The following is a 25757-nucleotide window of genomic DNA, read 5'->3' on the forward strand; positions in this document are numbered from 1 at the left end:
AGCACAAAGAGCGCAGATGCCCAACTTCCAGTCGATTCTTAATCGGCTTGCTTACGCAGGAAGGCTGGGATATCCAGATAATCCGGCTCTTTCGCGGTTTGCGGCGTATTGTCGTTCACCACTTTTGCTGCCGGCTTCTGCTCTTGCGTCAGCGGCGACATACCGTGCTGCTGGTAGCGATCCATCACCGGCTGCTGAACCTGTTTGTTGGTCACCAGGGTAATTTCCGGACGCTTGTCCATGCCGATACCAGTCGCCACCACGGTCACGCGCAGCTCGTCGTTCATATCCGGGTCCAGAGAAGTACCGATAACCACGGTCGCGTTATCCGACGCAAAGGCACGGATGGTGTTACCCACGGTTTCGAACTCATCCAGACGCAGGTCGAAGCCCGCAGTAATGTTAACCAGTACGCCGCGCGCGCCGGACAGGTCGATATCTTCCAGCAGCGGAGAAGAGATAGCCATTTCAGCCGCTTCTTCCGCACGGTCTTCACCACTCGCCACGCCGGAGCCCATCATCGCGTAGCCCATTTCTGACATCACGGTACGGACGTCCGCGAAGTCGACGTTCATCAGGCCCGGACGCGTAATCAGTTCGGCGATACCCTGCACCGCGCCTTTCAGTACATCGTTTGCCGCGCCGAACGCGTCGAGCAGAGAAATACCACGGCCGAGTACTTTCAGCAGCTTGTCGTTCGGGATGGTGATCAGTGAGTCAACGTGCTTGGACAGCTCGGTGATCCCCTGCTCAGCAAACGCCATGCGCTTCTTGCCTTCGAAATTAAACGGCTTCGTGACCACCGCAACGGTGAGGATACCCAGATCCTTCGCCACTTCCGCAACCACTGGCGCCGCACCGGTACCGGTACCGCCGCCCATACCTGCCGCGATGAACACCATGTCTGCGCCATCAAGGGCCGCACGCAGCGCTTCGCGGTCTTCGTCCGCCGCATTGCGGCCGACTTCCGGGTTCGCGCCCGCACCCAGACCTTTGGTAATACCGCTACCGATCTGGATAGTCTGGCCAACAGCCGTTTTACGCAGCGCCTGCGCATCGGTGTTCACCGCGAAGAATTCAACACCCTCAATGCGCTCGCGCACCATGTGTTCAACGGCGTTACCGCCGCCGCCACCGACGCCGATGACTTTAATCACCGCGTCGTTGGTCAGTTCCATAGGTTCAAACATAGTTTCTCTCCGTCTTGTGCCTGTCGCCTGAGAACGCTAATTGTCTGCGTTCTCTTAAAAAATTAAAACTCTTTTCGCAGCCAGCTGTTGAGTCGTTTAATCCACGAGCCCACTGACGCCGTCACGCGTTTTTCGACTTCCGCTTCACCACTCAAATGTGACTCTTTGCCGTAGTGCAGCAGCCCAACCGCCGTCGAATAATACGGCTCCTGGGCGTAATCCGTTAAACCAGTAATGTTCAGCGGCGCGCCAATACGCACCTGGGTATGGAATACCCGCTGCGCGCAGGCCGCCAGGCCTTCAATTTGCGCCGCGCCGCCGGTTAACACAATCCCTGCCGCCAGATGATGTTTGACACCCTGCTGGCGAAGCTGTTCCTGCAGCTGCAGGATCTCTTCGTTGACCAGATTAAGCAGCTCGGTATAGCGCGGTTCGATCACCTCTGCCAGCGTCTGACGCTGCAGGCTGCGCGGCGGACGTCCGCCTACGCTCGGGACTTCGACGTTTTCGTCTTTACCGACGATGGAACCTAATGCGCAACCGTGACGAACCTTAATCGCTTCGGCATCGCTCGGCGGCGTACCAAAGGCATAGGCGATATCGCTGGTCACCACGTTCCCGGCGTACGGGATCACTTTGGTGTGACGCAATGCGCCGCCGGTGTAGACGGCGATATCCATTGTACCACCGCCGATGTCCACGACGCAGACGCCCAGCTCACGTTCATCTTCTGTTAATACCGAATAACTGGCCGCTAACCCGGCGAAAATAAGTTGGTCAACTTTCAGACCGCAACGTTCCACCGCTTTAACAATGTTTTTCGCCATATCGTTATGGCAGGTAATCAGATGCACCTTCGCCTGCATACGCACGCCGGACAGCCCTACCGGGTTTTTAATCCCTTCCTGGTAGTCGATGGCATATTCCTGCGGAATCACGTGCAGGACGCGATGTTCATCGCGGACGCGAACCGACTTCGCGGTGTGGACCACGTTCTCAACGTCATCCAGCGTCACTTCTTCTTCCGAAATCGGTACCATCCCGATTTCATTCTGACAGCTTATATGTTTACCCGAAAGTGCCAAATAAACTGATGAAATCTGGCAATCCGCCATCAGTTCGGCCTGGTCGATGGCGCGCTGTACGCATTTCACCACCGACTCGAGGTCGTTCACACCGCCTTTATCCATACCACGTGATGGGCAACTGCCCACGCCGATGATATTAATCATGCCGTCGGGCAGAACTTCCCCTACTAAAGCGGCCACCTTAGCGGTGCCAATCTCCAGTCCAACTACCAGTTTTCTGTCCGTCGCCTTGATCATTGTTGTTCTGCCTGTGCCTGATTCTGTTGTTGATTAGTTTCCTCTACGGGAGCAGGTACCCAGCCCACTGCCGCACCCGAGTCATAACGCAAATCAACGTAGCTAATCCGTTTGCCGTCGGTCTGCGCCTGCTGCTGGAGAACCGGGTAGAGTTCCATAAAGCGCTGAAGCCGTTTCATGGTATCGCCACGGCCAAGGTTGAGCTTAATGTCATTATTAAGCGTCAACTGCCAGGAGCGACGGGCGGTCATCGCCGCCACTTTCAACGTGAATTTATCCTTTGCCAGCACCTGCCCCATGTCACGATACCCTTGCAGCACTTCGTTCTCACTGCCTTCCGGGCCGTATAACATCGGTAAATTCTGTTTGCTGGTGCGATCCGCCGGTACGCTGAAGGCATTTCCTTCTGCATCCACCATATGTTGATCATTCCAGCGCGCAATCGGCACATATTCAACCAGATGAATCTTCAATTCATCGGGCCACTGCTTACGGACGCTCGCCTGCTTAATCCACGGCAAGCGTTCAATTTGACTCTGAATAATGTTCACATCCTGAGTCATGAAAGTACCCGGTGAACCCAACGCCAGAATCGCCTGGCGGATGTCATCATTGCGCGTATAGTGACGCTCGCCGGTCACCACCATCTTCGACAGCGGCAAGCGCTGCGCATCTTCCATCCAGCCAAGAACCATCCACCCGCTGACCAGCACGGTAAACAGCACCGCCAGCAGGAAAACGATCCCTGCCAGCCGCGTTCCATTACTCCGACGCGAAGAAGAAACGTCCTCTTCATGGTTCCGCGTATTCAGCGCAGCCTGCGACATATCACCCCGCCAGGTCCAGAATTCGTACAACAAGCTGGGAGAAGCTCATTCCTGCCTGACGCGCCGCCATCGGTACAAGGCTATGGCTGGTCATGCCCGGGGAAGTATTTGCTTCCAGCAGATAAAACTGGCCATCGCTGTCCAGCATCACGTCAATACGGCCCCAGCCTTTACAACCCAGAACATTCCAGGCTTTAAGCACCAGGCTCTGGATGTCTGACTCACGCGCGGGATCTTCAAATCCAGGGCAGAAATATTGCGTCTCATCAGACAGATACTTCGCCTCATAATCATAGAAGGTTCCCGCGGCCTGGATACGTATTGACGGTAAAATTTCTTCACCGACGATGGCGACGGTAAATTCCGGCCCACTAAGCCATTTTTCGACCAAAACTTCATCATCATGCTGAAAAGCCAGCGCCAATGCACTCGGTAAATCACAGCTTTCGCTGACTTTCGACATCCCGACGCTGGAGCCTTCACGGCTCGGCTTGATGATGACCGGCAGGCCCAGCGCCGCAATCTGTTGTTCAACGGCAGCAGAAAGTCCTGCAGTAAACTGGGCGCGGGTCAGCGCGACCCACGGCGCGACCGGCAATCCCGCCCCCTGCCACAGCCATTTGCTGCGCAGTTTATCCATCGACAGCGCAGAGGCCATCACCCCGCTGCCGGTATAAGGCAACTGGATCAGATCCAGCAGCCCCTGCAATGTGCCATCTTCCCCGCCGCGGCCATGGAGGGCAATAAACGCTTTCTTAAAGCCCAGATTTTTTAACTGGGTAATATCGATGTCGCGCGGGTCGACCGGATGGGCATCCACCCCGCCTTCACGCAGCCCGGCCAGCACCGCGGCGCCTGAATTCAGCGACACTTCACGTTCAGCGGAGGTTCCACCGAAAAGCACCGCGATTTTATCAGCCATGGCGCTCTTCCTCCGTTTTTTGCGGAGCCAGTTTGATTTCAGCCAGGTGACGGGCAATTTTTCCGATATTGCCCGCGCCCTGCACCAGCACTAAATCGTTACCGGTCAGCACCGACGCCAGCATCTCCGCGGCCTGAGCCGGGTCAGAGACCAGGATTGGGTCAACTTTACCGCGACCGCGGATCGTACGGCACAGTGAGCGGCTATCGGCGCCCGGGATCGGCGCTTCGCCCGCCGGATAGACATCCAGCATCAGCAGCGCATCGACCTGGGTCAGCACGTTGGCGAAATCGTCATACAGATCGCGGGTACGGGTATAACGGTGCGGCTGGAACAGCATCACCAGATTTTTATCCGGCCAGCCAGCGCGCGCGGCTTTGATGGTGGCGTCCACTTCCGTCGGGTGGTGGCCGTAGTCATCGATCAGCATCGCGCTGCCCGGCTTGCCGTTGACTTCCGCCAGCGGAAACTCGCCAAGAAAATCAAAGCGGCGTCCGGTTCCCTGGAAACTTTCCAGCGCGCGCAGGATCGCCTGGTCGTCAATCCCCTCTTCCGTCGCCACGGCCACCGCCGCCGCCGCGTTCAATGCGTTATGGCGTCCCGGGGCATTGAGCGTGACCTGCAGGATCTCTTTATCCTGACGCACCAGGCGAAAATGGCCTTGAGCCCCAAGCTGACGGTAGTCCTCGACGCGAACGTCGGCGTCGTCGCTAAAACCGTAGGTGGTGATCTGCCGGCCGACGCGCGGCAGCAGTTCACGGATCACCGGATCGTCCACGCACATCACCGCGCGTCCGTAGAACGGCAGGTTGTGCAGGAAGTTAATAAAGGTCTGCTTCAGATTTTCGAAGTCGCCATGGTAGGTATCCATATGGTCGGCTTCGATGTTGGTCACAATCGCGACCATCGGCTGCAGATGCAGGAACGACGCATCGCTCTCATCCGCTTCCGCAATCAGATAACGGCTATGGCCGAGACGGGCATGCACGCCCGCTGCTTTCACCAGCCCGCCGTTGACGAAGGTCGGGTCGAGCCCGGCTTCGGCGTAAATACTGGACACCATCGCGGTGGTAGTGGTTTTGCCGTGAGTTCCGGCAATCGCAATCCCGTGGCGGAAGCGCATCAGCTCCGCCAGCATTTCCGCACGGCGGATCACCGGAATGCGCGCTTCGTGTGCGGCAACGATTTCCGGGTTATCTGCGGAAATCGCGCTGGAAACGACCACAACGCTGGCATCGCGCACGTTTTCCGGGCGATGGTTGAAATAAATAGTGGCGCCAAGCTGCGACAGCTGCTGGGTCACCGGATTCGGCGCCAGGTCGGAGCCGCTGATCTGGTAACCTTCATTAGCCAACACTTCGGCAATACCGCCCATACCGGCACCGCCGATGCCGACAAAGTGAATGTGCCGGACGCGACGCATCTCGGGCACTATGGAACGCAGTTTTGCCAAATCTTGTGTATTCATTCTTTACGCCATCAACTTCTGTCATTCGGGCGGTGAAAATCACCGCAATTAGCGCGCCAAAGCTACGGCGCTGACCTCTTCTGCTACTCGCTCGGTAGCGTCCGGAATCGAAGCGCCACGCGCTCGTTCCGCCATATCCAGCAACGTTTCCCGATCCCAGCTCGCCAGGGTAGAGGCAACCGCCTCTACCGTGAACTCAGGCTGTTCAAGAATTTTCGCCGCGCCGGCTTTCTCCAGCGGCAGCGCATTCCAGTACTGCTGACGATCTTTGTGCTGGAAGGGTACAAACAGCGCCGGTAAACCTGCAGCCGCGATTTCGCTGACCGTCAGCGCGCCGGAACGGCAAACCACGACATCAGCCCAGGCATAGGCCGCGGCCATGTCATCAATAAATTCCGTCACTTTATGCTGCGGCTGCCCCGCAGCGGCATAGGCCTGTTGCACGGTTTGCTGACCGCCTTTGCCGCTCTGATGCCAGATGGTCACCGCATCACCGAGCTTCGCCGCCACCTGCGGCATAGTCTGGTTCAGGACGCGCGCGCCCTGAGAGCCACCGACCACCAGCACGCGAATCGGTCCATGACGCCCCACCAGACGCTGACCCGGCAGCGGCAGCGCCAGTACATCGGTACGCACCGGGTTCCCGACCACGTCCGCATGCGGGAACGCGCCGGGAAACGCCTGCATCACTTTCTTCGCAATCTTCGCCAGCCATTTGTTAGTCAGACCGGCAATACCGTTTTGTTCGTGGAGGACCACCGGGATCCCCAACGACCACGCCGCCAGACCGCCAGGCCCGGAGACATAGCCGCCCATGCCCAGCACCACATCCGGCTGGAAACGCTTCATGATCGCTCGCGCCTGACGCCAGGCGTTGAAGATACGCACCGGCGCCAACAGTTGCGCTTTTATCCCTTTACCACGCAGGCCAGAGATACGGATAAAATCAATCTCGATGCCGTTTTTCGGCACTAAATCCGCTTCCATACGATCGGCGGTACCCAGCCAGCGAACCTGCCAGCCCTGGTCCATTAAATGGTGCGCGACCGCCAGCCCCGGGAACACATGCCCGCCGGTACCGCCCGCCATCACCATCAACCGCTTTTCCTGACCGCTCATCGAACACCCCGTGTAAACGCCTGGGCTTTTTCCAGACGCGTTTCATAATCTATTCGCAACAACAACATGATGGCCGTCGACATAATCAGCAGACTGGAACCACCATAACTGATCAGCGGCAGCGTCAGACCTTTCGTCGGCAGCATCCCCGCCGCCGCCCCGACGTTAACTAACGCCTGGAAGCTAAACCAGATACCAATCGCACAGGCGAGGAAGCCGGAGAAGCGATGATCGATCTCCAGCGCTTTACGGCCAATCGACATGGCGCGGAAAGCGACGAAGAATACCATTAAAAGCGCCAGTACCACACCGATATAACCGAGTTCTTCGCCGATAATGGCGAAGATAAAGTCAGTGTGCGCTTCCGGCAAATACTCCAGTTTTTGCACTGAGTTGCCGAGGCCCTGCCCCCACATCTCGCCGCGGCCAAAGGCCATCAGCGACTGGGTCAGCTGGTAACCACTGCCGAACGGGTCTTCCCATGGGTTCCAGAAGGAGGTCACGCGGCGAATACGGTACGGTTCGGCGAGGATCAGCAGGACCACCGCCGAGATACCCATGCCGATAATGGCGATGAACTGCCACAGCTTCGCGCCGGCAAGGAAGAGCATCGCCAGCGTGGTGACGAACAGCACCACCACGGTACCGAGGTCAGGCTGCGCCAGCAGCAGGATCGCCAGCACGAAAATCACGCCCATCGGTTTTAAGAACCCGCGCAGGTTGTTACGCACTTCATCCGCTTTACGCACCAGATAGTTGGCGATATAGCAGAACAGCGACAGCTTGGTGAACTCCGCCGGCTGAATACGCAGCGGGCCAAGGGCGATCCAGCGCGATGCGCCGTTTACCGAGCTGCCCACCACCAGTACGATCAGCAGCATCACAATTGAGGCAATCAGCATCGCGGTACTGTGGCGCTGCCAGAAATCCATCGGCAGGCGCAGCGTCACCAGCGCGAGGACAAAGGCCAGCACAATGTACAGGCCATCACGCTTGGCAAAGAGGAAAGGATCGTTCGCCAGGCGCTGCCCCACCGGCATCGACGCCGAGGTCACCATGATAAAGCCGATCGCCGCCAGGCCGAAGGTCAGCCATAGCAGCATCCGGTCATACATCACCAGACTGTCGTTATCTTTCGGGCGCGAGCCCATCACCCAGCCTTTTAGCGCGGCGAACAGCCAGGCGAAGATAAACATCCCCGGCAGTCGCGGCAGTCTCAACCGAGGCAAGCTCAGCTGCGGCATTCTCAGGCGTGGGAGAGAGAAACGCATCAACCTAACTCCTTCGCCAGACGGGCAAACATATCGCCCCGTTGTTCAAAATTCTTAAACTGATCCAGGCTGGCGCACGCCGGCGACAGGAGAACCATGTCGCCCGCTTTCACCAGGGGCGCTATCTGACGCATCGCCTGTTCCATGGTTTCAGTTTGTACCGCCACGTCAGGACGCAGCTCGGCGAGCTCGGCGCCGTCGCGACCAAAGCAGTACAGACGGATACGATCGCCGCCGAGGTAGCGCTTCAGCGGGGTGAAATCAGCGGACTTGCCGTCGCCGCCCAGCAGCAGATACAGCGTGCCATCCAGCTGCAGGCCGTTCAGCGCCGCCTCGGTGCTGCCGACGTTGGTTGCCTTCGAGTCGTTAATCCAGCGTACGCCGTTGTGATCCAGCACCAGCTGAAAGCGATGGGCCAGACCAGTGAAGGTGGTTAATGCCTTGAGGCTACTGGCCCGCGGCAGGCCCGCGGCATCGGCCAGCGCCAGTGCCGCCAGGGCGTTGCTGTAGTTATGCTGACCGGTGAGAGGCATCTCTTTCACATTGAGGACTTTCTCACCTTTAACGCGCAGCCAGGTTTCGCCCTGCTGACGGTTAAGGTGGTAGTCACCGACATCGACACCAAAGCTGATGCAGCGATCGTCCGCCCCGCGTACCGGCATCGTGAGCGCATCGTCCGCGTTCACCACGCAGGTTTTTGCATTCTCGTAAATCCGCAGCTTCGCCGCGCGATACTGCTGCAGCCCCAGCGGGTAGCGGTCCATATGGTCCTCAGTCACGTTGAGGATGGTTGCCGCCACCGCCTGCAGGCTGGAAGTCGTTTCCAGCTGGAAGCTGGAGAGCTCCAGCACATACAGCTCACGATCGGTGTCCAGCAGCATCAGCGCCGGCAGGCCGATATTACCGCCCACGCCGACGTTAACCCCGGCCGCTTTCGCCATCTCGCCCACCAGAGTAGTGACAGTGCTTTTGCCGTTAGAGCCGGTAATGGCGATAATCGGCGCCTGCGCCTCGCGGCAGAACAGTTCGATATCACCAACGATCTCTACGCCTGCATCGGCTGCCGCGCTCAGTGAAGGATGGGCCAGCGCGATGCCGGGACTGGCGACAATCAGATCCGCCGCCAGCAGCCAGGTATCATTGAGTCCACCGACATGGCATTCGACCGATTCGGGTAATTTATCCAGCCCCGGAGGCGCGACGCGGGTGTCCATCACGCGCGGCGTCACGCCGCGCGCCATGAAAAAGTCCACGCATGACAGGCCGGTCATACCCAGCCCAATAATGACGACTTTTTTACCCTGATAATCTGCCATGATTAACGTACCTTCAGCGTCGCCAGGCCAATCAGCACCAGCATCAGCGAAATAATCCAGAAGCGCACGATAACGCGCGGCTCCGGCCAGCCCTTCAGTTCATAGTGATGGTGAATCGGCGCCATACGGAAGATGCGCTGACCGCGCAGCTTAAAGGAGCCAACCTGCAGGATCACCGACAGAGTCTCCACGACGAAAACGCCGCCCATAATCACCAGCAGGAATTCCTGACGCAGCAGCACGGCGATAATGCCAAGCGCGCCACCGAGCGCCAGCGAACCGACGTCGCCCATAAAGACCTGCGCCGGATAGGTGTTAAACCACAGGAAGCCCAGACCCGCGCCGACAATCGCCGTACAGACGATCACCAGCTCGCCAGCATGGCGCAGATAAGGAATGTGCAGGTAGTTGGCGAAGTTCATGTTGCCGGTAGCCCATGCCACCAGCGCAAAGCCGGCAGCGACGAAGACGGTCGGCATAATCGCCAGGCCGTCGAGGCCATCGGTCAGGTTGACCGCATTGCCGGTACCGACGATAACGAAGTAAGCCAGCAGGATATAGAGCAGGCCCAGCTGCGGCATCACGTCTTTAAAGAATGGCACCACCAGCTCGGTCGCCGGGGTGTCTTTCCCGGCCAGATAGAGCGCGAACGCCACGCCCAGCGCGATCACCGACATCCAGAAATACTTCCAGCGAGCGATCAGGCCTTTGGTATCTTTGCGCACGACTTTACGGTAATCATCAACAAAGCCGATGATCCCGTAGCCGATTAATACCGTCAGTACGCACCAGACGTACGGGTTGGAGGGGTAAGCCCACAGCAGAACGGAGACGGTGATCGCAGTGAGGATCATGATCCCCCCCATGGTCGGCGTGCCGCGTTTGCTGAAATGGGACTCTGGACCGTCGTTACGTACGACCTGGCCGAAGGAGAGTTTTTGCAGACGGGCGATCATGCGCGGGCCCATCCACAACGAGATGAACAGCGCGGTCAGCAGGCTGACGATGGCGCGAAACGTCAGATAAGAAAAGACGTTAAAGCCGGAATAATATTTGACCAAATGTTCGGCCAGCCATACTAACATGTCCCAGTCTCCTGTAATGCGCGTACTACCTCTTCCATGGCGGCACTACGTGAACCCTTCACTAAAATGGTCATTATCTTGTGCTCCGCCAGCAGCTCGCGCAGGCGAGCCACTACTGCGGCTTTATCATTAAAATGTTCGCCCACGCCGCTGGCGCGGCTGATATCCGCGCTCAAGGTGCCGACGCTGAGGACGCAATCCAGCCCCGCCGCTTTCGCTGCCTCGCCGACTTCGCGATGGCAGGCCGCGCTTTCCGCGCCAAGCTCCGCCATATCGCCGACCACCATCGCCCGGAAGCCGGGCATCTCTGACAGTACCTGCACTGCCGCGGTCATCGAACCAACGTTGGCGTTGTAGGAGTCATCCAGCAGCAGCTGGCTCTCCGTCAGCCGGATCGGGAACAGACGCCCCGGAACGGCCTTCAGCTGCGCCAGACCGGCTTTTACCGCCGCCAGATCGGCGCCTACCGCCATCGCCAGCGAGGTCGCCGCCAGCGCGTTAGCGATGTTATGGCGTCCCGGCAGCGGCAGCAGGACGTCAACGTTGCCGGTTGGGGTCTGCAGCGTAAATTCGGTACCGTGGCTGGTGATCTGCACGTTGGTCGCCGTGAAGTCGCTGTTGGCCGCATTCGGTGAGAAGCGCCACACTTTGCGATCGCCAATCACCGCCTGCCAGTTCAGCCAGTCGTTGTTATCGGCATTGAGAATGGCGATGCCGTTTTCCGGCAGACCGGTATAGATTTCGCCCTTCGCCTTCGCCACGCCCGCCAGCGAGCCGAAACCTTCGAGGTGCGCCGCAGCAAGGTTGTTGACCAGCGCGGCTTCCGGACGCGTCAGGCTGACGGTCCAGGCGATTTCGCCCTGGTGGTTGGCGCCGAGTTCGATCACCGCGTACTGATGCTCTTTAGTCAGGCGCAGCAGCGTCATCGGTACACCGATATCGTTGTTCAGGTTGCCAGCGGTATACAGTGTGTTGCCGCACTGGCTAAGGATCGCCGCGGTCATCTCTTTGACCGAGGTTTTACCGGACGAGCCGGTCAGGGCGACGACGCGTGTCGGTACCTGCTGACGCACCCAGGCGGCTAACTCGCCGAAAGCCTGGCGGGTATCTTTCACGATCACCTGCGGGAGATCGCAGGCCAGCGGACGGCTCACCAGCAGCGCGCCGGCGCCAGCTGCTTTCGCCTGTTCGGCAAAATCATGAGCGTCGAAACGCTCGCCTTTCAGCGCCACAAACAGGCAGCCCGCCGTCACTTTACGGGTATCGGAGGTCACCTCGTCGATAGCGATGTCGCTACCCTGCCGTTCGCCATGGGCGATCGCGGCGAGCTGGCTTAACGTAAAGCGAATCATGCTACCGCTCCCAGCAGACGCGCGACGGTGACGCGGTCGGAATAATCCAGACGGCGATTGCCGACGATCTGGTAATCTTCATGGCCTTTACCCGCCACCAGCACCACGTCATTCTCTTTCGCCTGCATCACGGCGTTGGTGACCGCTTCCGCGCGGCCTTCCATCACCTTCGCATGACCCGCATCGAGCATGCCGGCCAGAATATCGTTGATAATCGCCCGCGGCTCTTCAGTACGCGGGTTGTCATCAGTGACCACCACGATGTCGGCAAATTCTTCAGCGATAGCGCCCATCAGCGGACGCTTGCCTTTATCACGGTCGCCGCCGCAGCCGAAAACGCACCACAGCTTACCGCTGCAGTGCAGGCGCGCGGCCTGCAGCGCTTTTTCCAGCGCGTCAGGCGTATGGGCATAATCCACCACCACGGCTGGTTTACCGGGCGCGCTGAACACTTCCATACGGCCACATACCGGCTGTAAACGCGCTGCGGTTTTCAGCAGATCGGCCAGCGGATAGCCCAGCGCCAGCAGCGTCGCCAGCGCCAGCAGCAGGTTGCTGACGTTAAAGGCGCCCATCAGGCGGCTTTCGATTTCACCGTTGCCCCAGCTGGAGTCAAACTGAATGGTCGCGCCGCTGTCGTGATAGTTGACCGCGGTGGCCTTCAGCCAGCGGCCGTGGCAGTTCGGATTGATATGATCTTCCATCGACACCGCCACCGCATCCGGCAGCTTCGCCAGCCAGCGACGCCCCACTTCATCGTCAGCGTTGACGATGGCCTGGCCGCAATGGTGGGTCGAGTACAGCAGCCATTTCGCCGCTTCGTAGTGCTCCATGTCGCCATGGTAGTCGAGGTGGTCGCGGCTCAGATTGGTAAACACCGAGGCGGCAAACTGCAGCGCCGCCACGCGGTGTTGCACCAGACCGTGGGAAGAGACTTCCATCGCGCCGAAGGTTGCCCCCTGCCCGACCAGACAGGAGAGCACATGCTGAACGTCTACCGCAGAACCGGTGGTATTTTCGGTCGGCACGACCTTATCCAGCAGGCCGTTGCCAACGGTCCCCATCACTGCGCTGGTTTCGCCGAGCAGCTTCGCCCACTGCGCCAGCAGTTGAGTGGTGGTCGTTTTACCGTTAGTACCGGTGACGCCCACCAGACGCAGCTGCTGCGACGGCTGATGATAAAAACGCCCGGCCAGCGCCGATAAGCGTTCGTTAAGCTGGCTCAGGTAAATAACCGGCACGCCGTGCATTTCACGGATCTCACCGTCTTCAGCCTCGCCCTGCGCTTCAGCAATAATGGCAGCCACACCTTGCGCTATCGCCTGCGGGATATAACGACGCCCGTCCGCCTGATGACCCTGTACCGCGATAAAGAGATCGCCGGAAGCAGCCACCCGGCTGTCCAGCGTCATCTCTCGCAGAATGCGCTCCGGTGCGTTTGGCACCCACGGAGCGAGTAGGTCGCGCAAATTACGATCTGCCACCTGTTCCCTCGCCTTGATTAATTACAAATTCACTTTTTTCGCCCGTTGCCAGCGCATCCGGCTCGATGTTCATGGTGCGCAATACGCCGCCCATGATGGCACCGAAGACCGGCGCGGAAACGGCGCCACCGTAGTATTTACCTGCCTGCGGGTCGTTGATCACCACCACCAGCGCGAAGCGCGGATGGCTGGCGGGCGCAACGCCTGCGGTGTAAGCAATATATTTGTTGATATAGCGGCCATCCGGCCCCACTTTTTTCGCCGTACCGGTTTTAATCGCGATGCGATAGCCTTTGATCGCCGCTTTCACGCCGCCGCCGCCGGGCAGCGCCACGCTTTCCATCATATGAACGACGGTACGAACGAGTGATTCCGGGAAGACGCGCTCGCCCGGAACCGGTGGATCAACCTTGGTAATTGACAGCGGGCGATAGATGCCATAGCTGCCAATCGTTGCGTAGACTCGCGCTAACTGTAACGGGGTTACCATTAGCCCGTAGCCGAAAGAAAAGGTGGCCCTCTCTATGTCAGACCACCGTTGTTTTTGAGGATATAAGCCACTGCGTTCTCCGACCAACCCCAAATTGGTCGCCTTTCCAAGCCCAAAACGTGAGTAAGTATCTACTAACGCTGAGGACGGCATCGCTAACGCCAGCTTAGAAACACCGACGTTACTCGACTTCTGTAGCACCCCGGTCAGGGTCAATTCGCTATAACGCGCCACGTCTTTGATTTCGTGGCCGTTAATTCGATAGGGAATGGTATTCAGCACGGTATTTTCGTTGACGATACCGCGTTGCAGCGCCGTCATCACCACCATCGGTTTCACCGTCGAACCCGGTTCGAATACGTCGGTGATAGCGCGGTTACGCATGGTGTCTTTCGCCGTACCGGCGAAGTTGTTCGGGTTATAGGAGGGGCTGTTGGCCATCGCCAGCACTTCCCCGGTGTTAACGTCCACTAACACGGCGCTGCCCGACTCGGCTTTGTTAAAGGCCACGGCGTTGTTCAGCTCGCGATAGACCAGCGCCTGCAGACGTTCGTCGATGCTCAGCGCCAGGTTGTGCGCCGCCTGGCTGTCGGTAGAAGAGATATCTTCAATGACCCGGCCATAGCGGTCTTTACGCACGATACGCTCGCCCGGCTGGCCGGTAAGCCATTTATCAAAGCTTTTTTCGACCCCTTCAATCCCCTGGCTGTCGACGTTGGTAAAGCCAATGAGGTGAGCAGTCACTTCTCCGGAAGGGTAATAACGACGGGACTCTTCACGCAGATGAATGCCCGGCAGCTTTAGCTTTTTGATGTAGTCGGCCATGTCAGGGTTTACCTGACGCGCCAGATAGATAAAACGCATCCGCGGATTGGTATTGATGCGCGTTGCCAGCTGATCCAGCGGCATATTGAGGGCGTCCGCCAGCGCCTTCCAGCGCGTATCCAGGGTGACCCCGCCAGCATCATGCAGCTCCTTCGGATCGGCCCAGATAGCCTTCACCGGTACGCTGACCGCCAGCGGCCGCCCGGAGCGGTCGGTAATCATCCCGCGCGCGGTAGACACTTCCTGGACGCGCAGCGAGCGCATATCGCCCTGACGCACCAGCATGTCGGGGCTGACCACCTGGAGCCAGGCGACACGACCCAGCAGGAAAGTCAGCGCCAGCAGAATACAGCCGCACAGCAACGCAAAACGCCAACTGATAAAGTTGGCCTGTTCTTCCTGACGCTTTGCTTTTGGCGTTTTTGGCGCTGCTTTCATCCGTCGCAATAATCCTTATTTCTGTACAACGATATTTTCTTGTGATGGATCGACGTGTTGCATCTGCAACTTCTCGGTCGCGATCCGCTCAACCCGACTGTGATCGCCGAGCGCGTTCTCTTCGAGGATCAGGTTGCGCCACTCGATATCCAGGGCGTCGCGTTCCAGAACCAGTTGTTCACGCTGCGCGGTCAGCAGGCGCGTATGGTGCGCGGTGGTGACCACGGTAATCGCCGTAATAATGATGCAAATGAACAGGCAGAGTGGCAGTTTCCCAAACCGCAGAAGGTCGTCCCCGATCACGCCAGGCAAAGCATGGCGCTCGTTGCTTCCAATCGACCCTTTAACCTTGCTTAAGGCCTCTGTCACTCTGCCGATCATGCGTTCGTCCTCTCTGCAATACGCAGCACTGAACTACGGGCACGTGGATTCTCTGCCACCTCTTCTTCGCCCGGCATCAACTTGCCTAGTGCTCGTAACTCACGGCCGCCCAGTTTTTTGAGCTGCGCTTCGGTCATCGGTATTCCCGCCGGAACCTGCGGACCGCGGCTTTGTTCACGCATAAAGCGCTTCACAATGCGATCTTCCAGCGAATGAAAACTAATGATCGATAGCCGCCCACCCGGGGCCAGCACGCTGAGCGAGCTTTTTAGCGCCTGCTCTATCTCCTCCAGTTCACTGTTTACCCATATGCGCACCGCCTGGAAGGTACGGGTCGCGGGATGTTTATGCTTATCTTTTACCGGCATCGCCGCAGCAATGACCTCCGCCAGCTCTTTGGTGCGGGTCATCGGTTCAATACGGTTACGTTCGACGATCGCGCGGGCGATACGTTTACCGAAACGCTCTTCGCCGAAGGTTTTAATCACCCAGGCGATATCGGCTTCTTCTGCCGTCTGCAGCCACTCGGCCGCGGACTGACCGCGCGTCGGATCCATGCGCATGTCCAGCGGCCCGTCGCGCATAAAGGAAAAGCCGCGTTCCGCATCGTCAAGCTGCGGGGAAGAGACGCCGAGATCGAGCAGAATGCCGTCGATCTTACCGGTAAGATTACGCTCGTCGACGTAGTCAGCGAGCTGTGAAAAAGGACCATGTACGATGGAAAAGCGGGGATCATCGATGGTTTTCGCGACGGCAATCGCCTGTGGATCGCGATCGATTGCCAGCAAGCGTCCTTCCGCTCCCAGCCGGGAGAGGATCAGGCGCGAGTGACCACCGCGGCCAAAAGTACCATCAATATAGATACCGTCTGGACGAATATTGAGGCCGTTGACGGCTTCATCCAGAAGTACCGTAGTATGTTTATAATTTTCCATCATTTTTATAAGGACAAATCCTGCAGGCGCTCCGACAGTTCACCGGTCGCGGACTGCTCAGCGTCGATATCTTCCTTGACCCGTTGATACCAGGTCGTTTCATCCCACAGTTCAAACTTATTAAACTGCCCGACCAGCATCACTTCTTTTGTCAGCCCGGCATGCTGCCGTAACACCGGCGCGATGAGCAATCGTCCGGCATTATCCATCTGACATTCGCTGGCATGACCCAGAAGCAAACGCTGTACGCGCCGCTCAACGGGATTCATGCTCGATAAACGCGACAATTTCTGCTCGATGATTTCCCATTCAGGCAATGGATAAAGCAGCAGGCACGGGTGATGAATGTCAATGGTGCATACCAATTGACCGGCAGCGTCCTCGATCAGCCCATCGCGATAGCGCGTTGGCACGGCCAGGCGGCCTTTGCTGTCGAGATTGACCAACGTTGCTCCACGGAACATGCCAGCCTCACCCCTTTTCGCCACTTTATCCCACAAATTCCCACCAGAAGGAGTTTACGGAGCGGAGGAAAAGCTTGTCAAGCCAGCACGGATGCCAACAGAGCTCAAAAACCCATTATTTACAGCCGACATTAGCCCTGATGAAAAAATCATCAACAGGCGAGGCAAATTAACGTTATGAATACGTGTAAGAAAATAACCAACAAACTCGTAACAGTTATAAACAACAAAATATCTTCGGCGGGAAAATATAAAGTGTCAGTTTGCGACGCGAGCGGCATTTTAGGCCATTATGCCGGTCGTTAACAGTACCTGTTGCTGGCTGAGGGGCGGACCAGACGCGGGATAGGGCAGAAGAGAAAGGCTGGGGCGTACAAAATGAGTGTTAATTCAGCAATTAACCTGGTGAATGTAACAAAATAATACAATTAAAGCCTGCGCAATCATTTTTTGTGTCCCGTTTTGAGTAACAAAACGATTGCCAGCGAATTAAACAAAATAACACGTAAAGAAGTTTAGGGATTTGTCTGAAATATATTCAGTTTTGCATTTTGGACGTCAATTGCCTGATTAATCGCCAAAGGCCTGCTTTCCGGCAGGCCCGCCAGGAATATTCCTGGGCTCTGGCGATATTGCGCGCTTAGCGGCGATTCAGGCTACCACGACGATAGAGATTACGGCGAATACGGCTCAGGCCCGGCTTTGGCTTGCGCGGTTCATCGAGGCTGGCGAGGACGATCTCCAGCACCCGCTCAGCGACATCGCGATGGCGCTGAGCCACCGCCAGCACCGGGCACTGCAGAAAATCGAGCAGCTCATTATCGCCGAAGGTGGCGATCGCCAGCTCGGAGGGCAGTTTGCCCTCACGGCGCAGCGTCACATCCATCACGCCCTGCAGCAACGGGAAAGAGGTAGTAAACAGCGCCTGAGGCATCGGATGGGTTTCAAGCCATTTCTCAAACAGCTGAGCCGCCGCTTCGCGCTCATAGCTGTTGGCATAGAGATAATGCACCTCGCGCGGATCGTCCTGCCAGGCTTTGCGGAAGCCCTGCTCGCGCAGGAAGCTCACCGACAGTTCCGGCAGCGCGCCGAGATAAAGTACCGTTTCGCCAGGGAAGGTCCGCAGCTCGGCAGCGAGCATTTCAGCGTCATCCTGATCAGCGCCGACCACACTGGTGAAATGCTCGCGGTCAAGGGCGCGGTCAAGCGCGACAATCGGAAATGGATCGTTAGCCCAGCGTTGATAGAAAGGGTGCTCCGGCGGCAGCGAAGTGGAGACAATGATAGCGTCAACCTGGCGCTGCAGCAGATGCTCAATGCAGCGCATCTCGTTATCGGGTTGATCCTCCGAACAGGCAATCAGCAGCTGATAGCCGCGCTGACGCGCCTGACGTTCGAGATAATTTGCAATGCGGGTATAGCTGGTATTTTCGAGATCCGGGATCACCAGACCGATAGATCGTGTGCGTCCTGCACGCAGGCCAGCGGCGACCGCATTCGGATGATAGTTATGCTCTCGCACCACAGCCATCACCTTTTCGACCGTTTTATCGCTTACGCGGTACTGCTTCGCTTTGCCATTAATCACATAGCTCGCGGTGGTTCTTGAAACACCGGCCAGCCGGGCGATTTCATCCAGTTTCACAATTGCCCCTTGGGTAAGAAGTGCCAAACATAACCATTATTCAGGTATGGAACCCTTTTTATAACATCTAAGCGCAGAATAGTTAGCGCAGCAACCGCTTTCGCTTACAGTTCCTACTGATTTCGCAAAAAAAAAGCCCGACAGTCGCTGCCGGGCTATTTTTGCATCAGTTCCCGATCCTCAGCGCATGATTTTATCACCGCGAGACAGGCCGACCACACCGGAGCGAGCCACTTCTACGATCCGAGCGACATCGCGCAGCGAAGCCAGGAAAGCATCAAGCTTATCACTGGTTCCGGCGAGCTGAACGGTATAGATAGAAGGCGTCACATCGATAATCTGTCCGCGAAAGATTTCGGTGTTGCGTTTCACTTCTTCACGGCCATAGCCGCTGGCCTGAACCTTCACCAGCATGATTTCGCGTTCGACATGGGCCCCCTGCCCCAATTCGCTGACCCGCAGCACATCCACCAGCTTGTGCAGCTGCTTTTCAATCTGCTCGATCGCTTTTTCATCGCCCACGGTCTGGATGGTCATTCTGGAGAGCGTAGGGTCGTCCGTCGGCGCCACAGTCAGGCTTTCTATATTATAGCCGCGCTGGGAAAAGAGGCCGATAACGCGGGACAATGCGCCCGATTCGTTTTCCAGTAATACCGATAATATCCGGCGCATAATCAGGTCCTCTCCGTTTTGCTCAACCACATCTCATCCATGCCGCCGCCGCGGATCTGCATGGGGTACACATGCTCACTGCCGTCGACGGTGACATCGACAAACACCAGCCGGCGCTGACGCACCTGCTCCAGCGCTTCAGCAAGCTTTGACTCCAGCTCCTGCGGCTCGCTGATGCGGATCCCGACGTGACCATAGGCTTCCGCCAGACGCACAAAGTCCGGCAGCGATTCCATATAGGACTGGGAGTGGCGCCCGGAATAGAGCATATCCTGCCACTGCTTCACCATCCCGAGATAGCGGTTGTTGAGGTTAAGCACCAGGACCGGTAACTCATACTGCAGCGCAGTAGAGAGTTCCTGAATGTTCATCTGGATACTGCCGTCACCGGTCACGCAGACCACCATTTCGTCCGGCAGAGCCATTTTGACCCCCAGCGCAGCCGGTAGGCCAAAGCCCATGGTGCCGAGACCACCGGAGTTAATCCAGCGCCGTGGTTTGTCGAAGGGGTAATACAGGGCGGCGAACATCTGGTGCTGGCCCACATCGGAAGTGACGTAGGCATCGCCCTGGGTCAACCGCCAGATAGTTTCAATCACCGCCTGCGGTTTGATTTTATCGCTCTGGTCGTCGTAGCGCAGACAATGGCGGGCACGCCACTGCTCGATCTGTTGCCACCAGTCGCGAATGTCGTCCAGCGGCTGCTGCGTCTCTTCCTGGTCCAGTAGCTCCAGCATCTGCTCCAGTACCAGCCGGGCATCGCCGACGATCGGCACATCTGCCGGCACGGTTTTCGAGATCGAGGTCGGATCGATATCAATATGCAGCACCGTCGCGTTCGGACAGTACTTGGCCAGATTGTTGGTGGTCCGATCGTCAAAGCGGACGCCGACGGCGAAAATGACGTCCGAATGGTGCATGGTCATGTTGGCTTCATAGGTGCCGTGCATACCCAGCATCCCCAGCGCCTGCGGGTGCGTCGCCGGGAAAGCGCCAAGCCCCATCAGGGAGGAAGCAACCGGCAGCTTCAGCTTTTCCACCAGTTCACGCAGCTGGGGTTCGCAATGCGCATTGATCGCCCCGCCGCCGACGTAAACGACCGGCTTACTCGCCGCCACCAGGGTCTGCAGGGCGCGTTTAATCTGTCCCTTATGACCGCTGGTGGTCGGGTTATACGAACGCATACTCACCGCCTCCGGCCAGGCGTACGGCAGCTTTTTCGCCGGATTGAGAATATCTTTTGGTAGATCGACCACCACCGGTCCGGGGCGACCGCTGGCCGCCAGCCAGAAAGCTTTCTTCAGGACACCGGGAATATCTTCGGTCTGCTTCACCAGGAAACTGTGCTTCACCACCGGACGGGAAATCCCCACCATGTCGCACTCCTGGAAGGCATCGTAGCCGATCAGCGATGTCGCCACCTGCCCGGAGAGGATCACCAGCGGAATGGAATCCATATAGGCCGTCGCGATGCCGGTGATGGCGTTCGTCGCCCCTGGTCCAGAGGTGACCAGCACGACGCCAACCTCGCCGGTCGCCCGCGCCAGGCCATCCGCCATATGCACTGCCGCCTGCTCGTGGCGAACCAGCACATGATCGATACCGCCAAGGGTATGTAACGCATCATAGATATCGAGGACTGCGCCTCCGGGATAGCCGAATACTTGCTTGACGCCCTGATCGACAAGCGATTGGACGACCATCTCGGCTCCTGACAACATCTCCATGGTTTGCCTCCAGGCTTATTGTTTTACGACAGCGGAACTCAATTTCCGCGCGCTCGCACGATGCGGAGGAGAGACCCTCCGCACTGAGGTGAATGGACTGCATGCCACTACCATAACTGCTCGCCAGCAGGCAGGCAATTCGCCGCAGGGGATGTGTTATCCCCGTAATAAGAAGAAAAGAAAGCGGAGAAGTGAAAATATGGTGGATTGCTTCAGAGATAAGAAAAGGGAATGGTAAATACTCGGAGAAAAGGCGTGATAGCAGGAATTGATCCATTTTTCACGAACCCAACGAATGCCTCGAACAGGTCAAACAGAACAAAATTCTGCATTATCGAATTTACATCATATAAAAAAAGGAGCCGAAGCTCCTTTTATCCTCGTTGCCATCGGCTCAGCGCTTGCAAATATCCACCAGCAGCTCTTCCATCCACTGATGGCCTTTATCGCGGCCAGCCGCTTCATGCCACGAGAGATAGCAGGTCCGGCTGTTAACCTTCAACGGCAAAGGTAATATTTGCAGGGCTAATTTATCGGCAAACTCATTGGCCAGCCAGCGCGGGGCAATCGCCACCATCTGAGTTTGCGATACCACGTTTAATACGCTGACCATCGCATTACCCTGATAGGCGATACGCGCCTGTTTATCGGCCGTGTCATACCACGGTAAACTGAATGAGGCATAGCGATCGAGAGCCACCGTAGCATGCTCCTCACGATAAATATCCGCCTCCATCACCGGCCCGGAAATACGGGGGTGGTTGCGACTGGCCACCAAAACCATTTCGTCTTTGAATAACGGGACGCAGGCAAACTCAGGGCGACGGAACTCTTCATAACCGATCACAAATTCCGTTTCCTGATAACGTAACTGATGTTCCGTATTTTGATTCAGCGCGGATTTAAAGACCAAATGAATATTGGGTGCGATCTCCGCAACTTTATTAAAAATAACCGACGTCAGGATGTTATCCAGCGGGCTGCAGACGCACAGATGGAAAACGCGCTCACTGCTTAGCGGTTCAAAACCGGAGCCCGGCAATTCGTTTTGGACCAGCTGCAGAGCCTGGCGCACAGAACCAAAAAGCTGATAGGCCCGCGCCGTCGGCTGAATACCGCGGCCATAGCGCACAAACAGCTCATCATTAAACATCACTTTCAGACGTGAAACCGCGTTACTCACCGCGGGTTGAGACATGCCGAGCGTATGGGCGGCACGGGTGATATTCTGCTCTTGCATAACCGCATCAAAAACGGTGAGCAGATTGAGATCAACCATCCGTAGTTGAGGTTTAACGACTTCCTGTCCGGGGGCTGATTTATATTCTGGAGTGTCAATTAACATATCTAATTCCGCCGTCACGATGAATTCCCTTTACTAAACCGCTATAATTAGCGTCGAAAATATCATTTATCATGCAAATGACATTTGCAAAATAGCAAAGGAGATTTTTAGGAATATATCAAGGCTATGAGTGGCAGTGAAAAAGCGGGACTACCAGGAAAATGAACCGCTCAAACCATACCGGTTACTTAATGATGATGAGTGTACCCATAATCCGTAAAAATAAAAACAACACCACTAGTTAACTGTAACTTAAGCAATAATAAAGTATTTTATTTTTAACCTCATAAAATTAACAACTGCTTATCATTGAAAAATAATCCGCTAATGAGCAAATACATTCATAAGGAAAATAAATATAATATTTTCATTCAGATAGCTTTTTTTGCCGCCTCGTTCACGGTTCATCGTGGCTGATGCGTTGAATGCAAAGCACTTTTTCAAATGAAACAAATGAGGGTGTGCCTCCCTTTGTCCAAAATAGGATCTTCGGCAAAACGGGGCTTACATCAGCACAATTTGCTAATTCACATCGTGAGCCAATAACGCTTTTTCCGTGCCAGGGGTTGACTTTAAAACGGCTATCCAGTAACTCTAAAAGCATAACGATTTCATCTGGAGTTTGACGCAATGATTCGCACCGCTCGTATCACCAGCCTACTACTACTAAACGCATGCCATTTGCGCGGTAGGCTGTTGGGCGACGTTCAGCGTTAAGTCATCTTCCAGCAAGACTATAAAACCCGCGCCTTGGCGCGGGTTTTTTTATGCTCGTCAACAAGGCGCCAGGACACAGACTAAGGATCCAAACCATGAGCCAGCAAGTCATTATTTTCGATACGACCTTACGTGATGGCGAACAAGCGTTACAGGCAAGCCTGAGTGTCAAAGAGAAGCTGCAGATCGCTCTGGCCCTTGAGCGTATGGGGGTCGACGTAATGGAAGTCGGTTTCCCGGTCTCTTCCCCGGGCGATTTTGAATCGGTGCAAAGCATCGCACGCACCATCAAAAACAGCCGTGTTTGCGCTCTGGCGCGCTGCGTTGAGAAAGATATCGATGTGGCAGCAGAATCCTTAAAGGTGGCTGAAGCTTTCCGCATCCATACCTTTATTGCAACCTCGCCGATGCATATCGCCACCAAACTGCGCAGCACGCTGGATGAAGTGATTGAGCGCGCGATCTATATGGTGAAGCGGGCGCGCAACTACACTGACGATGTCGAATTCTCCTGTGAAGACGCCGGCCGCACGCCGATTGCCGATCTGGCTCGCGTCGTGGAAGCGGCGATCAACGCTGGCGCCACCACCATTAATATCCCGGACACCGTCGGCTACACCATGCCGTTCGAATACGCCAACATTATCAGCGGCCTGTATGATCGCGTGCCGAATATCGACAAAGCGATTATTTCCGTCCACACCCATGATGACCTGGGCATCGCCGTCGGTAACGCCCTCGCCGCGGTCCACGCCGGTGCGCGCCAGGTAGAAGGCGCGATGAACGGTATCGGCGAACGCGCTGGCAACTGTGCGCTGGAAGAAGTGATCATGGCGATCAAAGTACGCAAAGACATCATGAACGTGCACACCAACATTAATCATCATGAAATCTGGCGCACCAGCCAGACCGTCAGCCAGATCTGCAATATGCCGATCCCGGCCAACAAAGCCATCGTCGGCACCGGCGCCTTCGCCCACTCCTCCGGCATCCACCAGGACGGCGTACTGAAGAACCGCGAAAACTACGAAATCATGACTCCGGAATCCATCGGCCTGAACCAGGTACAGCTGAACCTGACTTCCCGCTCCGGTCGCGCGGCGGTGAAACACCGGATGGAAGAGATGGGTTACCAGGAGAGCGATTACAACCTGGATCATCTGTACGACGCGTTCCTGAAGCTGGCGGACAAAAAAGGCCAGGTCTTCGATTACGATCTGGAAGCGCTGGCGTTTATCAACAAGCAGCAGGAAGAGCCGGAGCATTTCCGCCTGGACTACTTCAGCGTCCAGTCTGGCTCCAGCGATATCGCCACCGCTTCAATCAAGCTGGTCTGCGGGGATGAAATCAAAACCGAAGCCGCTAATGGCAACGGTCCGGTCGACGCCATCTACCAGGCTATTAACCGCGTGACAAACTACAACATTGATTTAGTGAAGTATGGCTTAAGTGCGAAAGGCCACGGCAAAGACGCCCTGGGCCAGGTGGATATCGTCGTTGACTACAACGGCCGCCGTTTCCACGGGGTTGGCCTGGCCACAGATATCGTTGAGTCGTCAGCAAAAGCCATGGTTCACGTGCTGAACAACATCTGGCGCGCCGCCGAAGTCGAAAAAGAATTGCAACGCAAAGCTCAGAATAAAGAGAACAATAAGGAAACCGTGTAATGTCGAAGAATTACCATATTGCCGTTTTGCCGGGTGATGGCATTGGCCCGGAAGTGATGAACCAGGCGATGAAAGTACTGGAAGCCGTGCGCCAACGTTTTGCCATGCACATTACCACCAGCCAGTATGACGTCGGTGGGGCGGCTATTGACCGTCAGGGGACTCCCCTGCCGCAGGCGACCGTCGCCGGATGCGAACAGGCGGATGCGATCCTGTTCGGCTCCGTCGGTGGTCCGAAATGGGAACACCTGCCGCCCGCCGAGCAGCCAGAGCGCGGTGCGCTGCTGCCGCTGCGTAAGCACTTCAAACTGTTCAGCAATCTGCGTCCGGCCAAACTGTACCAGGGGCTGGAGGAGTTCTGCCCGCTGCGCGCCGACATCGCTGCCAACGGCTTCGACATTCTCTGCGTTCGCGAACTGACCGGCGGCATCTACTTCGGCCAGCCAAAAGGCCGCGAAGGCAGCGGTCAGCATGAGAAAGCCTTTGATACCGAGGTGTATCACCGCTTTGAAATCGAACGTATCGCGCGCATCGCTTTTGAATCCGCTCGTAAGCGTCGTCACAAAGTGACCTCCATCGATAAGGCCAACGTCCTGCAGTCGTCCATTCTGTGGCGCGAAATCGTCACCGAGCTCGGCAAGGAGTATCCGGACGTTGAGCTGGCGCATATGTATATCGATAACGCCACCATGCAACTGATTAAAGATCCGTCCCAGTTCGACGTGCTGCTGTGCTCCAACCTGTTTGGCGACATCCTCTCCGACGAGTGCGCGATGATCACCGGCTCTATGGGCATGTTGCCGTCCGCCAGCCTCAACGAGCAAGGTTTTGGCCTGTATGAACCAGCGGGCGGCTCGGCGCCGGACATCGCGGGCAAAAATATCGCTAACCCGATCGCGCAGATCCTCTCTCTGGCCCTGCTGCTGCGCTACAGCCTCGACGCTGACGAAGCGGCAACCGCCATTGAAAGCGCCATCAACCGTGCTTTAGAGGAAGGGGTTCGTACCGGCGACCTGGCGCGCGGAACGGCGGCGGTCAGTACTGATGAAATGGGCGATATCATTGCCCGCTATGTCGCAGAAGGGGTGTAAT

Annotated in this window: 22 protein-coding genes; 3 read left to right on the plus strand and 19 right to left on the minus strand. The window is 56.8% G+C overall.

The window, feature by feature from the left end:
• Positions 1–38 precede the first annotated feature (38 nt).
• The 19 genes from ftsZ to leuO form a co-directional block, all read right to left on the minus strand.
• A complete protein-coding gene (ftsZ, locus tag SP68_RS21465; RefSeq protein ID WP_002888628.1) occupies positions 39–1190 on the minus strand; it encodes a cell division protein FtsZ in 1152 nt (383 codons plus the stop codon).
• Between the two features lie 62 nt (positions 1191–1252).
• Positions 1253–2515: a cell division protein FtsA gene (gene ftsA, locus SP68_RS21470; protein ID WP_004204343.1), complete on the minus strand. Its 1263-nt coding sequence runs from the start codon at positions 2513–2515 to the stop codon at positions 1253–1255.
• Entirely contained in the window at positions 2512–3342 is an 831-nt protein-coding gene (gene ftsQ / locus SP68_RS21475; RefSeq protein ID WP_008807429.1) for a cell division protein FtsQ, read from the minus strand. Before ftsQ ends, ftsA begins: the two co-directional genes overlap by 4 nt.
• 1 nt (position 3343) lies before the next feature.
• Positions 3344–4264 (minus strand): D-alanine--D-alanine ligase, encoded by a 921-nt coding sequence (locus tag SP68_RS21480; protein WP_008807430.1) that lies wholly within the window; start codon positions 4262–4264, stop codon positions 3344–3346.
• Positions 4257–5732, minus strand: a complete 1476-nt coding sequence (murC, locus tag SP68_RS21485) for a UDP-N-acetylmuramate--L-alanine ligase (RefSeq protein WP_008807431.1) — start codon at positions 5730–5732, stop codon at positions 4257–4259. The genes SP68_RS21480 and murC overlap by 8 nt, the downstream gene beginning before the upstream one ends.
• 48 nt (positions 5733–5780) lie before the next feature.
• Positions 5781–6851: an undecaprenyldiphospho-muramoylpentapeptide beta-N-acetylglucosaminyltransferase gene (gene murG / locus SP68_RS21490; RefSeq protein ID WP_008807432.1), complete on the minus strand. Its 1071-nt coding sequence runs from the start codon at positions 6849–6851 to the stop codon at positions 5781–5783.
• Positions 6848–8122: a cell division protein FtsW gene (gene ftsW, locus SP68_RS21495; RefSeq protein ID WP_004204337.1), complete on the minus strand. Its 1275-nt coding sequence runs from the start codon at positions 8120–8122 to the stop codon at positions 6848–6850. Before ftsW ends, murG begins: the two co-directional genes overlap by 4 nt.
• Entirely contained in the window at positions 8122–9438 is a 1317-nt protein-coding gene (gene murD / locus SP68_RS21500; RefSeq protein ID WP_008807433.1) for a UDP-N-acetylmuramoyl-L-alanine--D-glutamate ligase, read from the minus strand. Before murD ends, ftsW begins: the two co-directional genes overlap by 1 nt.
• 2 nt (positions 9439–9440) lie before the next feature.
• Entirely contained in the window at positions 9441–10523 is a 1083-nt protein-coding gene (gene mraY, locus SP68_RS21505) for a phospho-N-acetylmuramoyl-pentapeptide-transferase (protein ID WP_008807434.1), read from the minus strand.
• Positions 10517–11875: a UDP-N-acetylmuramoyl-tripeptide--D-alanyl-D-alanine ligase gene (gene murF, locus SP68_RS21510; RefSeq protein WP_012968939.1), complete on the minus strand. Its 1359-nt coding sequence runs from the start codon at positions 11873–11875 to the stop codon at positions 10517–10519. The genes mraY and murF overlap by 7 nt, the downstream gene beginning before the upstream one ends.
• Complete coding sequence (gene murE, locus SP68_RS21515) at positions 11872–13359, minus strand: UDP-N-acetylmuramoyl-L-alanyl-D-glutamate--2,6-diaminopimelate ligase (protein ID WP_032732509.1); 1488 nt, start codon at positions 13357–13359, stop codon at positions 11872–11874. The genes murF and murE overlap by 4 nt, the downstream gene beginning before the upstream one ends.
• Positions 13346–15112 carry a peptidoglycan glycosyltransferase FtsI gene (locus SP68_RS21520; protein WP_008807437.1) on the minus strand — a complete coding sequence of 589 codons (1767 nt, stop codon included), beginning with the start codon at positions 15110–15112 and terminating at the stop codon, positions 13346–13348. Before SP68_RS21520 ends, murE begins: the two co-directional genes overlap by 14 nt.
• A 15-nt stretch (positions 15113–15127) precedes the next feature.
• Positions 15128–15493: a cell division protein FtsL gene (gene ftsL / locus SP68_RS21525; RefSeq protein ID WP_002888550.1), complete on the minus strand. Its 366-nt coding sequence runs from the start codon at positions 15491–15493 to the stop codon at positions 15128–15130.
• Positions 15490–16431 (minus strand): 16S rRNA (cytosine(1402)-N(4))-methyltransferase RsmH, encoded by a 942-nt coding sequence (gene rsmH / locus SP68_RS21530; protein WP_008807438.1) that lies wholly within the window; start codon positions 16429–16431, stop codon positions 15490–15492. The genes ftsL and rsmH overlap by 4 nt, the downstream gene beginning before the upstream one ends.
• Before the next feature lie 2 nt (positions 16432–16433).
• On the minus strand, positions 16434–16892 hold the full coding sequence (gene mraZ / locus SP68_RS21535; protein ID WP_012542858.1) for a division/cell wall cluster transcriptional repressor MraZ: 459 nt from the start codon (positions 16890–16892) through the stop codon (positions 16434–16436).
• A 640-nt stretch (positions 16893–17532) separates the two neighbouring features.
• Complete coding sequence (gene cra, locus SP68_RS21540; RefSeq protein ID WP_004145952.1) at positions 17533–18537, minus strand: catabolite repressor/activator; 1005 nt, start codon at positions 18535–18537, stop codon at positions 17533–17535.
• 180 nt (positions 18538–18717) lie between these two features.
• On the minus strand, positions 18718–19209 hold the full coding sequence (gene ilvN, locus SP68_RS21545; protein WP_002888536.1) for an acetolactate synthase small subunit: 492 nt from the start codon (positions 19207–19209) through the stop codon (positions 18718–18720).
• A gap of 2 nt (positions 19210–19211) precedes the next feature.
• A complete protein-coding gene (gene ilvI, locus SP68_RS21550) occupies positions 19212–20936 on the minus strand; it encodes an acetolactate synthase 3 large subunit (RefSeq protein WP_008807441.1) in 1725 nt (574 codons plus the stop codon).
• Positions 20937–21330: 394 nt separating this feature from the next.
• Positions 21331–22299, minus strand: coding sequence for a transcriptional regulator LeuO (gene leuO, locus SP68_RS21555; protein WP_072121929.1), 969 nt, complete (start codon positions 22297–22299; stop codon positions 21331–21333).
• A gap of 612 nt (positions 22300–22911) precedes the next feature.
• Between leuO and leuL the strand changes: the two genes are divergently transcribed.
• From leuL to leuB, 3 genes are all read left to right on the plus strand, one after another.
• Positions 22912–22998, plus strand: coding sequence for a leu operon leader peptide (leuL, locus tag SP68_RS26945; protein ID WP_004222662.1), 87 nt, complete (start codon positions 22912–22914; stop codon positions 22996–22998).
• A gap of 95 nt (positions 22999–23093) precedes the next feature.
• A complete protein-coding gene (gene leuA / locus SP68_RS21560; RefSeq protein WP_008807443.1) occupies positions 23094–24665 on the plus strand; it encodes a 2-isopropylmalate synthase in 1572 nt (523 codons plus the stop codon).
• On the plus strand, positions 24665–25756 hold the full coding sequence (leuB, locus tag SP68_RS21565) for a 3-isopropylmalate dehydrogenase (protein ID WP_040972925.1): 1092 nt from the start codon (positions 24665–24667) through the stop codon (positions 25754–25756). Before leuA ends, leuB begins: the two co-directional genes overlap by 1 nt.
• Position 25757: the final 1 nt, after the last annotated feature.

The sequence above is a fragment of the Klebsiella variicola genome (genome assembly GCF_000828055.2).
GTDB classification, from domain to species: Bacteria; Pseudomonadota; Gammaproteobacteria; order Enterobacterales; family Enterobacteriaceae; genus Klebsiella; species Klebsiella variicola.

Excerpts from the sequence above, each read along its gene's own strand:
- ftsZ (WP_002888628.1), bottom strand. The coding sequence starts at position 1,190 with ATGTTTGAACCTATGGAACTGACCAACGACGCGGTGATTAAAGTCATC.
- ftsA (WP_004204343.1), bottom strand. The coding sequence starts at position 2,515 with ATGATCAAGGCGACGGACAGAAAACTGGTAGTTGGACTGGAGATTGGC.
- ftsQ (WP_008807429.1), bottom strand. The coding sequence starts at position 3,342 with ATGTCGCAGGCTGCGCTGAATACGCGGAACCATGAAGAGGACGTTTCT.
- SP68_RS21480 (WP_008807430.1), bottom strand. The coding sequence starts at position 4,264 with ATGGCTGATAAAATCGCGGTGCTTTTCGGTGGAACCTCCGCTGAACGT.
- murC (WP_008807431.1), bottom strand. The coding sequence starts at position 5,732 with ATGAATACACAAGATTTGGCAAAACTGCGTTCCATAGTGCCCGAGATG.
- murG (WP_008807432.1), bottom strand. The coding sequence starts at position 6,851 with ATGAGCGGTCAGGAAAAGCGGTTGATGGTGATGGCGGGCGGTACCGGC.
- ftsW (WP_004204337.1), bottom strand. The coding sequence starts at position 8,122 with ATGCGTTTCTCTCTCCCACGCCTGAGAATGCCGCAGCTGAGCTTGCCT.
- murD (WP_008807433.1), bottom strand. The coding sequence starts at position 9,438 with ATGGCAGATTATCAGGGTAAAAAAGTCGTCATTATTGGGCTGGGTATG.
- mraY (WP_008807434.1), bottom strand. The coding sequence starts at position 10,523 with ATGTTAGTATGGCTGGCCGAACATTTGGTCAAATATTATTCCGGCTTT.
- murF (WP_012968939.1), bottom strand. The coding sequence starts at position 11,875 with ATGATTCGCTTTACGTTAAGCCAGCTCGCCGCGATCGCCCATGGCGAA.
- SP68_RS21520 (WP_008807437.1), bottom strand. The coding sequence starts at position 15,112 with ATGAAAGCAGCGCCAAAAACGCCAAAAGCAAAGCGTCAGGAAGAACAG.
- ftsL (WP_002888550.1), bottom strand. The coding sequence starts at position 15,493 with ATGATCGGCAGAGTGACAGAGGCCTTAAGCAAGGTTAAAGGGTCGATT.
- rsmH (WP_008807438.1), bottom strand. The coding sequence starts at position 16,431 with ATGATGGAAAATTATAAACATACTACGGTACTTCTGGATGAAGCCGTC.
- mraZ (WP_012542858.1), bottom strand. The coding sequence starts at position 16,892 with ATGTTCCGTGGAGCAACGTTGGTCAATCTCGACAGCAAAGGCCGCCTG.
- ilvN (WP_002888536.1), bottom strand. The coding sequence starts at position 19,209 with ATGCGCCGGATATTATCGGTATTACTGGAAAACGAATCGGGCGCATTG.
- ilvI (WP_008807441.1), bottom strand. The coding sequence starts at position 20,936 with ATGGAGATGTTGTCAGGAGCCGAGATGGTCGTCCAATCGCTTGTCGAT.
- leuL (WP_004222662.1), top strand. The coding sequence starts at position 22,912 with ATGATTCGCACCGCTCGTATCACCAGCCTACTACTACTAAACGCATGC.
- leuA (WP_008807443.1), top strand. The coding sequence starts at position 23,094 with ATGAGCCAGCAAGTCATTATTTTCGATACGACCTTACGTGATGGCGAA.
- leuB (WP_040972925.1), top strand. The coding sequence starts at position 24,665 with ATGTCGAAGAATTACCATATTGCCGTTTTGCCGGGTGATGGCATTGGC.